The sequence below is a fragment of the Enterobacter sp. Tr-810 genome, assembly GCF_011752765.1.
Taxonomy (GTDB): Bacteria; Pseudomonadota; Gammaproteobacteria; order Enterobacterales; family Enterobacteriaceae; genus Enterobacter; species Enterobacter soli.
In genome coordinates this window covers 137859-151172 of the sequence record NZ_VWWW01000002.1, presented here as the reverse complement: position 1 = coordinate 151172, position 13314 = coordinate 137859, and the positions used below count along the sequence as shown (strand labels likewise).

Genomic DNA, 13314 nt, shown 5'->3' with positions numbered 1-13314 from the left:
TTAAGCATGTGAGTAATCCCATCTTTGTTATCAAGGAGAAAGTAATGACAACGCATCGTCGCGAAACAGATTCTATGGGCGCGATCGACGTCCCGGCCGATAAGCTATGGGGTGCACAAACCCAGCGTTCGCTGGAGCATTTCCGCATCTCAACAGAGAAAATGCCCGTTTCGCTGATTCAGGCGCTGGCACTGACCAAACGCGCCGCCGCCAAAGTAAATCAGGACTTAGGGCTGCTGGCGGCAGAAAAAGCCTCGGCCATCATCAACGCGGCTGATGAGGTGCTGGCAGGTAAACACCCCGATGAATTCCCTCTTGCCATCTGGCAGACCGGCTCCGGCACGCAAAGCAACATGAACATGAACGAAGTGCTGGCAAACCGCGCAAGCGAACTGCTGGGCGGCGTGCGCGGCATGGAGCGCAAGGTTCACCCGAACGATGACGTGAACAAGAGTCAAAGCTCTAACGATGTCTTCCCGACGGCAATGCATGTGGCGGCGGTAATCGCTATCCGCGAGCAGCTTATCCCGCAGCTGAATGTGCTGAAAAAGACCCTCAACGAAAAATCGCAGGCTTTCAGTACGATCGTCAAAATTGGCCGTACACATCTTCAGGATGCCACGCCGCTGACCCTCGGCCAGGAGATCTCAGGCTGGGTCGCGATGCTCGAACATAATCTTAAGCACATTGATAACAGCCTGCCGCACCTGGCGGAGCTGGCGCTGGGCGGTACGGCGGTTGGCACCGGGTTAAATACGCATCCTGAGTATGCAGTGCGCGTGGCCAAAGAGCTGGCGGATATTACCGGACAGCCGTTTGTCACCGCGCCAAACAAATTTGAGGCGCTCGCCACCTGCGATGCACTGGTGCATACCCACGGTGCACTGAAAGGGCTGGCGGCCTCGTTAATGAAAATTGCCAACGACGTGCGCTGGCTGGCCTCTGGCCCGCGCTGCGGTATTGGCGAAATCAGTATCCCGGAGAATGAGCCGGGCAGCTCGATCATGCCAGGAAAAGTGAACCCGACCCAGTGCGAAGCGATGACCATGCTCTGTTGTCAGGTGCTGGGTAACGATGTGGCCGTGAATATGGGGGGCGCATCCGGTAACTTTGAGCTGAACGTCTTCCGCCCGATGGTCATCCACAACGTGCTGCAATCGGTTCGCCTGCTGGCAGACGGTATGGAAAGTTTCAATGAGCACTGTGCGGTGGGGATTGAGCCAAATCACGATCGTATCAGCCAGCTGCTGAATGAGTCGTTGATGCTGGTCACCGCGCTCAATACCCATATCGGTTACGATAAAGCGGCTGAAATTGCTAAAAAGGCGCATAAAGAGGGGCTGACGCTCAAGGCCTCGGCGCTGGCGCTCGGCTATCTGACAGAAGCCGAGTTCGACACCTGGGTTCGTCCGCAGGATATGGTCGGCAGCCTGAAATAATCACTCCGCCACATACAGGTGCAGCCGTGGAATGATCAGCTGTAGCGGCTGCGCCTGAGGCTTATAACGATGCTGAACGTTTTCGGCGTCGTAATTCAGCAGTTCACCAATATCCGGTACCACCGCGCCCTGATCGGCATCATAAAGTGCAATCAGCGGCGTCGGGCAGGCGTATTGCACCTGTTTTTGTTGCCCCGAATACCAGACGCGAGCGATAGGCTGCACTTTTACCGGGCGCTTAATCTTAAGGCGCGTGTCCGCCGGTAAAGATGCAATGCTGTGATATTCATGTTCCAGGCGTTCAATCCACTGCTCCCGTGACCACGGAGCCACCGTACGCGGGGCTTTCAGGCTCTTTTCAAGCTGGGCGAGGATCTCATCGCGGGTGAAGTTTTTGATGATGTGCTTGTTCGCCCAGCCAAACCTCAGTGTGGCAGGCTGGCGCAATACCGTCAGAGTCCGGTAGGCATTCAGGGTAATCAGCCCAGGCAACTGGCGGTGGACCCATTCAAAACGGGCGGCAGGGGCTAACCCCGACTCTTCAGTGACAATCTTCTCAAACGCCGCTTTCAGGGCATTGATATGCGCAATCTGGGTTTCCAGCGCCTCCCGTGTGGCGGTATCGGTTTGCAGGCAGATAACCCCAGGCAGACGGACGGCAGCCTTGCTGCTGCGGTTTTCTGACTGCTGCTGGATAAACAGGCGACGATAGTGAAGCAGGGTGAGCTCCAGCGCGTCTTTACCGATGTGCTGTTTCACCTCGATGGTGTCGAGCGGGTCGTGTTCAGTCCCTTTGCCAACCTCCGGCAGGGTAAACACGCGCGCCGCCAGTAAGCGGCAGGTCTGCAAACGCTCGGTCAGAGTGAGTAACTCGTGCTCCATTTCCCGAAATGTGGTGTTTAGCCGTTCGATAAGGTCGTAGGTCGCCATGATTACCCTTTGTTAGTTACAACATACTTAATGATATAGCACAGCACGCCGGGTCAGGCCAGCGTGCGGTTAATGTCAGGCAGGAACGGGAAGGGTGATGTTGTGATAGACAGGCCAGCTAAAGCAGAACTGCGCACCGCCCAGTTCGCTCTCGCCACAGTGAACCGTACCGCCCATCGCCTGTGCGATAGAATAGACAATGGCCAGCCCCAGCCCACAGCCGCCTGTTGCACGGTCGCGGCTTGGATCAAGGCGCACAAACGGCTCAAAGACTTTTTCTCGTTCATCCGGGGCAATACCTGGCCCATCGTCTTCAACGGATAAACTGGCCTGACTGCCCTGCAAATCTAAACGAATACGCAGCGTACTTTCGCTGTAACGCATGGCGTTGTTCATCAGGTTATCGAGAACACGCTCCATCAGGCGCATATCCAGCGCGCCGTAATCACCAGGCGTAATGGTCGTCAGCAGTGCACGTTGCGGGTTAACGCTCTGCACGTCATCAATATGGGTTTGCAGCCAGACGGGAAGGTCGGGGGTGCTGAGATTCAGTTCGTTTTGCGGGCGGTCGAGGCGTGCGTAGGTCAGCAGCTCTTCAATCAGCGCTTCGAGTTGGCCAATATCGCGGTTAAGCGCCTGAGACTCCGCCTCGGTAAGATTTTCGCTCATTTCCAGCCGATAGCGCAGGCGCACCAGCGGAGTACGTAATTCGTGGGCAATGCCGTCGATCAGCTGTTTCTTACTGGCTATCAACGCATTGATGTTATCGGCCATCTGGTTGAACGCGATGCCCAGACGATCAAAGCTGGAACCGCTGTCAAAATGGATACGTTCGGTCAAGTGCCCTTCACCAAAGCGTTGCGCCGCGGATTCGAGTTTCAGCATATCCTGCCAGTGTGGGCGCATCCAGATAAAGACCGGGAAAGCCAGAGAAATGGCGATAAACGCCAGCAGCGCCATATCCAGCAACCGCATCTGATGCAGATAATAGAGATAGGGCACCGGCCCCACTGCCAGCACATAATGGCTGCGAGGAATACGCTGGATAAAGGTGTATTTTTCGTCGAGTGCGACAATATCCCCGTCGCGCAGTCGCTGCATGGCCGGTGGCTCTAAGTCAAAATCCTTCATCGGCTCGATACGCAGATCAAAGGACAGATTCAGATCCAGCTCTTTTAAGGTTTTCGCCCAGTCGTGTGGCGGGATTTCGCGTAATTCGCTGCGCATCAGATAGAGCGAGCTTTTCATCAAATCATCCAGCGACTGCCTTCCCGCACGTTCGGCGGTGAATTTATAGACCAGTCCGACCAGCATGGTCATTACCAGGAAACAGACAAACAGCAGAAGGTAAAACTGCACAAACAGTTTTTTCATTAAATCTCACCGAAAAATCAATATGTTAACTATCTGGTTTTTACCTTCAGGGGCACTGTGGGGGCATGTGTATATCCACCAATGCGCTGATTCAGTGCCGGTATAGTTTCTCAACTATACCGGCTGACTCATTTTATCGTGACATCAAGGCGAAAACACCCCAGCCGAAGTACTCCCGCGTCCAGGTGACATGACGTGTTGGCGACAACGTTAGCTCATTACGAACGTCGCTCGCAAAATCATCATCTGGATTTTCTTCCAGCCACCTCCGCATCGTCATCCACTTAGCGGCCTCATACCGGTCCCAGCCTTCCTGGTCGGCCAGCACCATTTCTACCACGTCATAACCGAGTTCCCCAAATGAGGCGACCAGCCCAGGAAGTGTCAGGAAATCAGTGATAGATGTTACACCACAAGCTTGTGCATCCGCTTCAGTCTTCGGAGCCTTACGCCAGAAAGGTTCGCCAATAAGCATCATCCCTCCCGGTTTCAGGCTTTGTTGTAGCAGAGCTATTGTTCCAGGCACGCCGCCAGCGATCCATGTCGCCCCCACACACGCCGCTATATCGCACTTTTCTTCCGAGACGAAACCCGCGGCATCGTTATGAATAAATTGTACGTGGTTAGCTACACCGAGTTCTTCGGCGCGTGTTATCGCCTGAGAGGTAAACAACGGGCTCATGTCTATGCTAGTTCCGGTAACACCATGGTCTCTTGCCCAGGTGCAAAGCATTTCACCAGAGCCACTGCCAAGATCGAGAATTCGTGTCCCTGATTTCATACGTAAAACATGTCCCAGTGTTGCGTACTTTTCAGGTGTAAAAGGGTTATGGATGCGATGTTCTCTTTCACTAATGGTAAAGATACGTGGGATATCTATTGCGTCTTTCATCGCTGACTCCTAACGGTTGTCGACCTGGGCTCGTACGTTGCACAGTCCGGAAGCATTAATTCGATAGGGCTGACCCTTCACGGACTTAATGAGTTTCTTCGTTTTGAGTTTTTTAAATACGGCGAGAGAGCAGTCGGTAAGCAGTAAGCCTTCACGGCTATAGCATTCGACTGCGGTAATACGGCCTGAAGAATTACGGACGTGGACGATGCGCCCACCTTTTGCGAGAACGTGCAGGGTACGCTGTTCCTGACGGGATAAATTCATACTGGAAAACCTTTATAATCATCATGAGCTTACTTGCGAACACGAAGACGTGTTCACATTCATTTTCGGCGCATTGATAACCAGTCCGGCCATAATCGGTCGGAAAGCTGATTATCAGATGATTACATTCTCCAGCATCGAAACCTCGGTAGATTTGCAGTGTTTAACGCGACGGATGATATCACCTATAGATGGCATGGATATATTTGGCCGGTGTAAATGTGATCGATATCCGATTAAACCGGTAGAAAGTCCTGGGGTGAAAATAGGAGGAGAAATACATGATGGGGAGGTTAAAAGGGGCGCTGAACTGGCCCCAAATGTCTGCTGTTGTCTAACTACACGCTTATGCAACCATCACTTACTGTCGTTGTAATTTTGATGGCGACATCATCAGGTTTCCCAGGCGTGTGGGGCGAAAAGGTAGCCCTTGTTACGCACGGTTTTGATACGGTATGGCTCAGTGGCGTTATCCAGCAGTTTCTTGCGCAGGCGCGAAATGGCCACATCCACGCTGCGATCCATGCCATCGTAGCTGACACCGCGCAGGTTTTTCAGCAGAGCATCCCGGTCCATGATCTGCCCGGCATGGGTTGCCAGCTCCCACAGCAGGTCAAAATCTGCCGTTGAGAGGGCAATCAGCTCACCGGATAACAGGACCTGGCGGTTAATCGGGTCAATGGATAGCGTACCGAAGCGCATGGCTTTATGCGGCGTAAGTGACGGTGCCGGCGCTTCGCGTTCAACGCTTGCACGCTGGCGAAGGTGGAGCCGTAAACGCGCAAGGAGCACCGCCGGAGGCGTTGTCTTCAGAATGTAGTCGTTAGCCCCCATTTCCAGCGACAAAATATGGTTCATATCGCTGTCCAGAGAGGTGAGAAGCACAATCGGGCCATCCCACTGCGCGCGCAGGTCGCGACACACCGTCATCCCATCTTTGCCCGGCAGCATGATATCCAGCAACACCAGATCGGGATTTTCGCGGATCACAACCTCTTCAGCACGATCGCCACGAGGTTCGACGATGACGTCCATATCATGTTTACCCAGATAAGCGGCGATCAACTGCCCAACTTCGGGTTCATCTTCTACATAAACAATCTTATTCATACAGCGTCTGTTATCGCGAAAAAAGCCAACATACACCGCGCAACCTTAACCTTCCATTAATCTTTCAAAATTAACGTCAGTTCCGTTATTCTGGTTCACATTGTTATTTGATTGTTATAGGAAAAAAGATGGGGCTGGTGATTAAAGCGGCGTTGGGTGCGCTGGTGGTGCTACTGATTGGTATTCTGGCGAAAACGAAGAACTATTACATCGCCGGGCTGATTCCGCTTTTCCCGACGTTTGCGCTTATCGCACACTATATCGTTGCCTCTGAGCGGGGCACTGAAGCCCTGAGAACCACCATTGTCTTCGGCATGTGGTCGATCATTCCGTATTTTCTTTATCTGCTGTCGCTGTGGTATTTCACCGGGTTTCTGCGTTTACCGCTGGCGCTGGGCGGAGCCGTTGTCTGCTGGAGCCTCAGCGCCTGGGTGCTTATCTTCTTCTGGAGTCGTTTCCACTAACGCAGCGGACGGCCACCATCCACCGCGAAGGTTCTGCCGGTCACGTAGCAGCTGGTCAGCAGATAATCGATAAGATCGATCACCTCTTTCTCGCCGGGGGCGATTTTCATCAGCGACTTATTCAGCGCCTGCTGACGGTACTCCGCGTCATCGCTTTCATTAAATAAAATCATCGCCGGGGCTATGGCATTAACCTTAACCTCAGGTGCCAGCTTGCGGGCAAAGGAGCGTGTCATGTTGTCCAGCGCCGCTTTACTGGCCGCGTAGGCGATATGCTTGTCGCTGCCGCGCTCCACCACGTAATCGGTGAAGTGGATAATATCGGCCGCGGCGTGCCCATGCCCGCGCAGCAGATCCAGCAGCGCGTGGTTAAGCAGATAAGGGGCGTTAACGTGAATTTGCAACATGCCAGAGAGCGTATCGCTCAGTGACATGCCAGGTTTTTCCGCAAGCCATGCGCTGGCGTTATGGATAAGCGCCCGCAGCCCGCTGGTGGTGGATTTCACTTTCTCAGCAAAAGCGAGAATGCCTTCGTCGGTTGAGAAATCGGCCTGAATACAGACGGCACCGGCTTTGCGTAGCCCTTCAATGGAAGGATATTCGTTGCGATAGCTGACGATCACCGGCTGGTGAAGGTTGAGAAAATGATGGGCGATGGCGAGGCCGATACGGCGGCCTCCACCAGTAATCAGAATAGGGCGTTGCTGTGTATTTCCCATCGTAGTCTCCTTTCAGTTCAACAATGGGAAAGACGATGCTATCCCATTAACATCCACGTTGCTGGTACGGCAGCAACCAGTAGTAATCCAATTAACGCCATTTCACGGCGCTTAAGCGCATTATCCAGCTGATGCGTGCGGCGGGCGTAGATAAACACCAGCAGACCCGGCGCATATAACACCACAGATAGTAGCAGGTGCATAGGCCCCGAAGCATACAATAACCATAGCCCGTAAATACAGGCACCTACGCCCACGGCATAGTGTGCCGGGCGGGTAGCGATTTTTAATAAATACGCACCGACCAGGAAATAGGGTACCAGAATCATTTCAGATGCGATGGTCAGCAGAGTGTTATAGTCAGAACCTGTGAGCCAGATCAGCACCAGACAGACCTGTACGCTGATGTTGGTGAGCCACAGCGACGCCGACGGCGCATTGTTGATATTCTGGCGCGCAAACAGACGCGGGAACGCTTTATGCGTGGCGGCCAGGAACGGCACTTCGGCGGCCATGATGGTCCAGCTCAGGTAGGCACCGCACACGGACACAATCAGACCCGCCGCAATCACCACGTCGCCCCAGGAACCGAGCATTTTCACCATCAGCCCGGCCATTGACGGGTTACGCATTTCGGCCAGCTCAGGACGCGCGACGACGCCGAGCGAAAGTAACGTCACCAGCAGATACACGCCCAGCGCGGCGAGAACCGCGAGCAGCGTGGCACGGCCAACGTCGCGCTTATTGCGTGCACGGGCAGAAACCACCACCGCGCCTTCAACACCAATGAACACCCACAGGGTGATCAGCATGGTGTTTTTCACCTGTTCCCAGACCGGGACGCCCAGCGCGATACCGGTGAAATCGAGTTTAAACACATCCAGGCGGAACGCGATAAAGGCCAGCACGATAAACAGGCCGAGCGGCACCAGTTTGGCAAGTGTTGCCACCAGGTTGATGCTTGCTGCGGTTTGCACGCCACGCAGCACCAGCCAGTGCACAAACCACAGCAGTACCGATGCACCCACAATCGATTGCCAGGTATTGCCGTCACCGAATAAACGCAACTCTGGCGTGTCGGTAAAGAAGCTCAGGGCAGAGAAGACAATCACCAGATAAGAGACGTTGGCGATAACCGCGCACAGCCAGTAGCCCCACGCTGAACAGAAGCCAATCAATTCGCCGAAACCTTCCCGCGCATAGGTGAAAATCCCGCCGTCGAGGTCCGGGCGAATGCGGGTTAACAGCAGCATGGCAAAGGCCAGCAGCAAAATTCCGGCCCCGGTGATGCCCCAGCCAATGAGTAACGCCGCAGGGCTTGCTACGGCCGCCATATTTTGCGGCAAACTGAATACACCCGCACCCAGCATTGAGCTTAAAACGAGTGCAGTTAAAGCACTCAGGCCAAGTTTCTTTTCCATTGGCTTCCTGTTATGAAAGTTCCAAATCCAGAATAATTATTTCGCACAGGCGCATAAAAATGGTGGATCACACTAAGGCGCGGGATTTTACGGAGTGTCACGAAGTCATGCAATGACGTGGGGCGGAAATTCGAAAAAAAGTAACAAAAAAGGCGGCATTACGCCGCCCTTGTTCAACAGTTTGCTTACTTGTACAGGTCAGCGCTGATGGTGATGTTGTTACCACGTTCCTGCCACTGGCGGGTGATGTGGTAGAACTTCGCCCCTTTCTTCGCAGCGCGCTTCGCTACCTGATAAGAGATTTCCGTCATGTTGCCGTAGTTGCCACTAAACTTGATGCTGTCGAACGGAACCATCTGCGCAGCAGTGGCGTTGTTCAGCTCTTCAATTTTAGTGCCGTCTGGCAGCGTTACAGAGTAGCGACCACCCTTGGTGGATTGCGTTTCAAAGAAACGACCCACTTCAGCACTTGGTGCTGCGGACGTTGCAACGCCTGGGATCTCAACTTTCTTCGCTTCTTCACCGCCTTTCGCGATGGCAGCACGGCCAGCGTCAGAGTTGGCTGGAATAGCATCCGGGCTTTGCAGAACGCGTTTTTTCGCATCTTGCTTATAGATGAACGCGGTGATGCGCTGGTTGCCGCCCTGGTTGGCATCAACCTGACGTACAATGTAGAACGCGTAAGCATCTTTTGCTCTAGCGGCTTTGGTGATGGCGTCGTTCACTTCAGGCTGGCTGCGATAGAAACCCTGCACGGTAACGGTGTCGTACGGTTCCAGTTCGATTGCCTGATCTTTTGGCAGTTCGACAATGCCGTTAATGACGCGGTTTTTCGGTGCGTCAGCTTTTGGCGCATCGTCTTTATACAGCGCGATAGTTACGCGCTGGTTGCCGCTGTTACCGTAATCAGACTGGTCAACAACATAAAAGGAAGCCGCACCGTTTTTGTCGGCGGCTTTTGTTGCGGCGGCGACGGCATCGCCAATTGAGTTGTAACGACCCACAATGACCGTATGGTCAAAAGGTTTTAACGCTGCCGCTTGCTCCGGCGTTAACTCTGTCGCGGCATTCGCGGACAGGGCGGTCGCAGAAAGAAGTGCGGACGCCAGGAGTGTGTTCTTAAGCTTCATAAAAATAATCCTTCGCCTTGCGCAAACCATATACTGGTATTGTTGTTAATTTGAAACGGCCTCGATTATGGCATTTAAAACCCGTCGCTGTCTGCGCCATTTTTCACAGCCCGTGCGAAGTGCAGGACCCTTTTCGATAACATTTAGTGATATGTTGAAAAAACACACGTTTGACAAGCAAAACTGATAAAGCATATGACTTTTACAAGTTAATTTAATGTTAATAAGTTGTTCTCTTATGGCGATATATCATCTTTTTGCCGTTTCGCTTACGCTATTTATCGGTTCTGGCGGCGAATTTAAGGTAAATATCTCTGTCAGCGATGCGGATCACTTATTTTTCACAAATAAAGTAAGAAATAGTGTTTTCAGGCGGTGGATCACAGGCGCTATTTTCAGTAGGTTATAGAAAGTTTGTTACTGTTTTATTTTCCGGGGTTAATCATGTGTCGGCGCTAACAACTGGCGAAAGTTGATACAAACCACGGGCATTTATCGACAAACCATCATCAAAAACCGATGGAAGGGAAAACTATGCGTATTGGGGTACCAAAAGAACGGTTAGCCAATGAAACCCGCGTAGCGGCTACACCGAAAACGGTGGAGCAACTGCTTAAACTGGGTTTTACCGTCGCGGTTGAAAGCGGCGCGGGTAAGCTGGCGAGTTTCGATGACGAGGCCTTTATTCAGGCTGGCGCAGAAATAGTAGAAGGTGCTGACGTCTGGCAGTCGCCGATCATTCTGAAAGTGAATGCGCCGGAAGAGAGCGAAATCCCTCTGCTGAATCCGGGCACGACGCTTGTGAGCTTTATCTGGCCGGCACAAAACCCGGAACTGATGGAAAAGCTGGCGGCGCGCGGTGTGACCGTAATGGCGATGGATTCCGTGCCGCGTATTTCGCGTGCGCAGTCTCTGGATGCATTGAGCTCAATGGCGAACATTGCGGGCTACCGCGCCATCGTTGAGGCGGCTCACGAGTTTGGTCGCTTCTTTACCGGCCAAATCACCGCTGCGGGCAAGGTTCCTCCGGCGAAAGTGATGGTTATCGGTGCAGGTGTTGCCGGTCTGGCTGCCATTGGTGCAGCAAACAGCCTCGGCGCGATTGTGCGTGCATTTGATACCCGCCCGGAAGTAAAAGAGCAGGTGCAAAGTATGGGCGCAGAATTCCTTGAACTGGATTTCAAGGAAGAAGCGGGCAGTGGTGATGGTTATGCGAAGGTGATGTCAGAAGCCTTCATTAAAGCCGAAATGGAACTCTTCGCCGCTCAGGCGAAAGATGTCGACATTATCGTGACCACGGCGCTGATCCCTGGTAAACCAGCACCGAAGCTGATCACCCGTGAAATGGTTGATTCCATGAAGTCGGGCAGTGTGATTGTTGATCTTGCGGCGCAAAACGGCGGTAACTGCGAATATACGGTGCCAAACCAGGTCACCACGACGGCCAACGGCGTGAAAGTGATCGGTTATACCGACCTGCCGGGTCGCCTGCCAACCCAGTCTTCTCAGCTGTACGGCACCAACCTCGTTAACCTGCTGAAACTGCTCTGCAAAGAGAAAGACGGCAATATCACCGTTGATTTTGAGGATGTGGTTGTCCGTGGCGTTACCGTAGTCCGTGAAGGTGAAGTCACCTGGCCTGCGCCGCCAATTCAGGTATCGGCACAGCCTCAGGCGGCACCGAAAGCGGCCCCTGCGCCAAAAGAACCGGCAAAACCGGCCTCGCCGTGGCGTAAATACGCCATCATGGCGCTGGTGATTATTCTCTTTGGCTGGCTGGCCGATGTCGCACCGAAAGAGTTCCTCGGACACTTCACCGTCTTTGCGCTCTCATGCGTGGTGGGTTACTACGTGGTCTGGAACGTATCGCACGCGCTGCATACGCCGCTGATGTCGGTCACTAACGCCATCTCCGGGATTATCGTGGTCGGGGCGTTGCTGCAAATTGGTCACGGCGGCTGGGTTAGCTTCCTGAGCTTTGTTGCGGTGCTGATCGCCAGCATTAATATTTTCGGTGGTTTCACCGTGACTCAGCGAATGCTGAAAATGTTTCGTAAAGGCTAAGGGGTAGCATATGTCTGGAGGATTAGTAACAGCCGCATACATTGTTGCTGCGATCCTGTTTATTTTCAGTCTGGCGGGGCTTTCTAAACACGAAACGTCTCAGCAGGGTAATAACTTTGGTATCGCCGGGATGGCGATTGCGCTGATTGCCACCATCTTCGGGCCGGACACCGGCAACGTTGCGTGGATCCTGGTGGCGATGATTATCGGTGGTGCTATCGGTATTCGTCTGGCAAAACGTGTTGAAATGACCGAAATGCCAGAGCTGGTTGCGATCCTGCACAGCTTTGTCGGCCTGGCTGCGGTGCTGGTGGGCTTCAACAGCTACCTGTATCACGAACCTGGCATGGAGCCGATTCTGGTCAATATCCACCTGACCGAAGTGTTCCTCGGCATCTTCATTGGTGCGGTAACCTTCACTGGCTCTATTGTGGCGTTTGGTAAGCTGCGCGGTAAGATCTCCTCTAAACCGCTGATGCTGCCTAACCGCCATAAGCTGAACCTGGCTGCGCTGGTGGTCTCATTTGTGTTGCTGGTTGTCTTTGTACGCACCGAAAGCGTAGGGATGCAGGTGCTGGCGCTGCTGGTGATGACCATCATTGCTCTGGCGTTTGGCTGGCATCTGGTGGCGTCCATCGGTGGTGCAGATATGCCAGTCGTGGTGTCAATGCTGAACTCCTACTCCGGTTGGGCAGCGGCGGCAGCAGGCTTTATGCTGAGCAACGATTTGCTGATCGTAACGGGTGCGCTGGTCGGTTCGTCCGGTGCGATCCTGTCTTACATCATGTGTAAGGCTATGAACCGTTCCTTCTTCAGCGTAATTGCCGGCGGTTTCGGGACCGATGGTTCTTCTTCCGGTGCTGATGAAGAAGTGGGTGAGCATCGTGAAATTTCTGCGGAAGATACCGCAGACATGCTGAAAAACTCGCACACGGTCATTATCACCCCTGGCTACGGCATGGCGGTGGCACAGGCCCAGTATCCGGTTGCGGAAATCACCGAGAAGCTGCGTGCGCGCGGTATTAAGGTTCGCTTTGGTATTCATCCGGTTGCCGGTCGTCTGCCAGGCCACATGAACGTGCTGCTGGCGGAAGCGAAAGTGCCTTACGACATCGTGCTCGAAATGGATGAAATCAATGATGATTTCTCCGATACCGACACGGTACTGGTCATTGGCGCCAACGACACCGTCAACCCGGCGGCGCAGGATGATCCGGGTAGCCCAATTGCCGGGATGCCGGTTCTGGAAGTGTGGAAGGCGCAGAACGTGATTGTCTTCAAACGCTCAATGAACACCGGTTACGCTGGCGTTCAGAATCCGCTGTTCTTCAAAGAGAACACCCACATGCTGTTTGGCGACGCCAAAGCCAGCGTGGATGCGATTCTGAAAGCGCTCTGACAGGGTAAAGCCCGGTGGCGCAAGCTTACCGGGCCTACCAAACCCGTAGGCTGGGTAAGGCGAAGCCGCCACCCGGCAAAAAAAAACCGCCGGTTTCCCGACGGT

The 13314-nt window shown here is 53.5% G+C and carries 12 protein-coding genes; 4 read left to right on the top strand and 8 right to left on the bottom strand.

Features of this window, described 5'->3' with window-relative positions; translation table 11 throughout:
• Window positions 1-44 precede the first annotated feature (44 nt).
• A complete protein-coding gene (fumC, locus tag F3J30_RS07220; RefSeq protein WP_166716811.1) occupies window positions 45-1439 on the top strand; it encodes a class II fumarate hydratase in 1395 nt (464 codons plus the stop codon).
• Here the strand turns inward: fumC and tus are convergent, their stop codons facing one another.
• The 5 genes from tus to rstA all read right to left on the bottom strand — a co-directional run bounded on the left by tus (window position 1440) and on the right by rstA (window position 6012).
• Window positions 1440-2369: a DNA replication terminus site-binding protein gene (gene tus, locus F3J30_RS07215; RefSeq protein ID WP_166716810.1), complete on the bottom strand. Its 930-nt coding sequence runs from the start codon at window positions 2367-2369 to the stop codon at window positions 1440-1442.
• A 75-nt stretch (window positions 2370-2444) separates the two neighbouring features.
• Window positions 2445-3743 (bottom strand): two-component system sensor histidine kinase RstB, encoded by a 1299-nt coding sequence (rstB, locus tag F3J30_RS07210; protein ID WP_014070004.1) that lies wholly within the window; start codon window positions 3741-3743, stop codon window positions 2445-2447.
• Window positions 3744-3876: 133 nt separating this feature from the next.
• Window positions 3877-4623, bottom strand: a complete 747-nt coding sequence (locus tag F3J30_RS07205; protein ID WP_166717140.1) for a class I SAM-dependent methyltransferase — start codon at window positions 4621-4623, stop codon at window positions 3877-3879.
• 21 nt (window positions 4624-4644) lie between these two features.
• A complete protein-coding gene (locus F3J30_RS07200) occupies window positions 4645-4902 on the bottom strand; it encodes a YjhX family toxin (RefSeq protein ID WP_166716809.1) in 258 nt (85 codons plus the stop codon).
• Between the two features lie 393 nt (window positions 4903-5295).
• Complete coding sequence (gene rstA / locus F3J30_RS07195) at window positions 5296-6012, bottom strand: two-component system response regulator RstA (RefSeq protein ID WP_041162223.1); 717 nt, start codon at window positions 6010-6012, stop codon at window positions 5296-5298.
• A 128-nt stretch (window positions 6013-6140) separates the two neighbouring features.
• Between rstA and F3J30_RS07190 the strand changes: the two genes are divergently transcribed.
• The gene (locus tag F3J30_RS07190; RefSeq protein ID WP_014070008.1) at window positions 6141-6476 is read left to right on the top strand and encodes a GlpM family protein; all 336 of its coding nucleotides are present in this window, start codon (window positions 6141-6143) and stop codon (window positions 6474-6476) included.
• Here the strand turns inward: F3J30_RS07190 and folM are convergent.
• The 3 genes from folM to ydgH form a co-directional block, all read right to left on the bottom strand.
• Window positions 6473-7195 carry a dihydromonapterin reductase gene (gene folM / locus F3J30_RS07185; protein WP_166716808.1) on the bottom strand — a complete coding sequence of 241 codons (723 nt, stop codon included), beginning with the start codon at window positions 7193-7195 and terminating at the stop codon, window positions 6473-6475. The genes F3J30_RS07190 and folM overlap by 4 nt on opposite strands.
• A gap of 38 nt (window positions 7196-7233) precedes the next feature.
• Window positions 7234-8616 carry an amino acid permease gene (locus tag F3J30_RS07180; protein ID WP_166716807.1) on the bottom strand — a complete coding sequence of 461 codons (1383 nt, stop codon included), beginning with the start codon at window positions 8614-8616 and terminating at the stop codon, window positions 7234-7236.
• A 185-nt stretch (window positions 8617-8801) separates the two neighbouring features.
• Complete coding sequence (ydgH, locus tag F3J30_RS07175) at window positions 8802-9746, bottom strand: DUF1471 family protein YdgH (protein ID WP_166716806.1); 945 nt, start codon at window positions 9744-9746, stop codon at window positions 8802-8804.
• Between the two features lie 534 nt (window positions 9747-10280).
• Between ydgH and pntA the strand changes: the two genes are divergently transcribed.
• Together pntA and pntB are read left to right on the top strand one after the other, a co-directional pair.
• A complete protein-coding gene (gene pntA / locus F3J30_RS07170; protein ID WP_166716805.1) occupies window positions 10281-11810 on the top strand; it encodes a Re/Si-specific NAD(P)(+) transhydrogenase subunit alpha in 1530 nt (509 codons plus the stop codon).
• A gap of 10 nt (window positions 11811-11820) precedes the next feature.
• Window positions 11821-13209 carry a Re/Si-specific NAD(P)(+) transhydrogenase subunit beta gene (gene pntB, locus F3J30_RS07165; protein WP_014070013.1) on the top strand — a complete coding sequence of 463 codons (1389 nt, stop codon included), beginning with the start codon at window positions 11821-11823 and terminating at the stop codon, window positions 13207-13209.
• Window positions 13210-13314 lie beyond the last annotated feature (105 nt).

Bases quoted from the DNA above. Each gene is read 5' to 3' on its own strand.
- fumC (WP_166716811.1), top strand. From the start codon at position 45: ATGACAACGCATCGTCGCGAAACAGATTCTATGGGCGCGATCGACGTC.
- tus (WP_166716810.1), bottom strand. From the start codon at position 2,369: ATGGCGACCTACGACCTTATCGAACGGCTAAACACCACATTTCGGGAA.
- rstB (WP_014070004.1), bottom strand. From the start codon at position 3,743: ATGAAAAAACTGTTTGTGCAGTTTTACCTTCTGCTGTTTGTCTGTTTC.
- F3J30_RS07200 (WP_166716809.1), bottom strand. From the start codon at position 4,902: ATGAATTTATCCCGTCAGGAACAGCGTACCCTGCACGTTCTCGCAAAA.
- rstA (WP_041162223.1), bottom strand. From the start codon at position 6,012: ATGAATAAGATTGTTTATGTAGAAGATGAACCCGAAGTTGGGCAGTTG.
- F3J30_RS07190 (WP_014070008.1), top strand. From the start codon at position 6,141: ATGGGGCTGGTGATTAAAGCGGCGTTGGGTGCGCTGGTGGTGCTACTG.
- folM (WP_166716808.1), bottom strand. From the start codon at position 7,195: ATGGGAAATACACAGCAACGCCCTATTCTGATTACTGGTGGAGGCCGC.
- F3J30_RS07180 (WP_166716807.1), bottom strand. From the start codon at position 8,616: ATGGAAAAGAAACTTGGCCTGAGTGCTTTAACTGCACTCGTTTTAAGC.
- ydgH (WP_166716806.1), bottom strand. From the start codon at position 9,746: ATGAAGCTTAAGAACACACTCCTGGCGTCCGCACTTCTTTCTGCGACC.
- pntA (WP_166716805.1), top strand. From the start codon at position 10,281: ATGCGTATTGGGGTACCAAAAGAACGGTTAGCCAATGAAACCCGCGTA.
- pntB (WP_014070013.1), top strand. From the start codon at position 11,821: ATGTCTGGAGGATTAGTAACAGCCGCATACATTGTTGCTGCGATCCTG.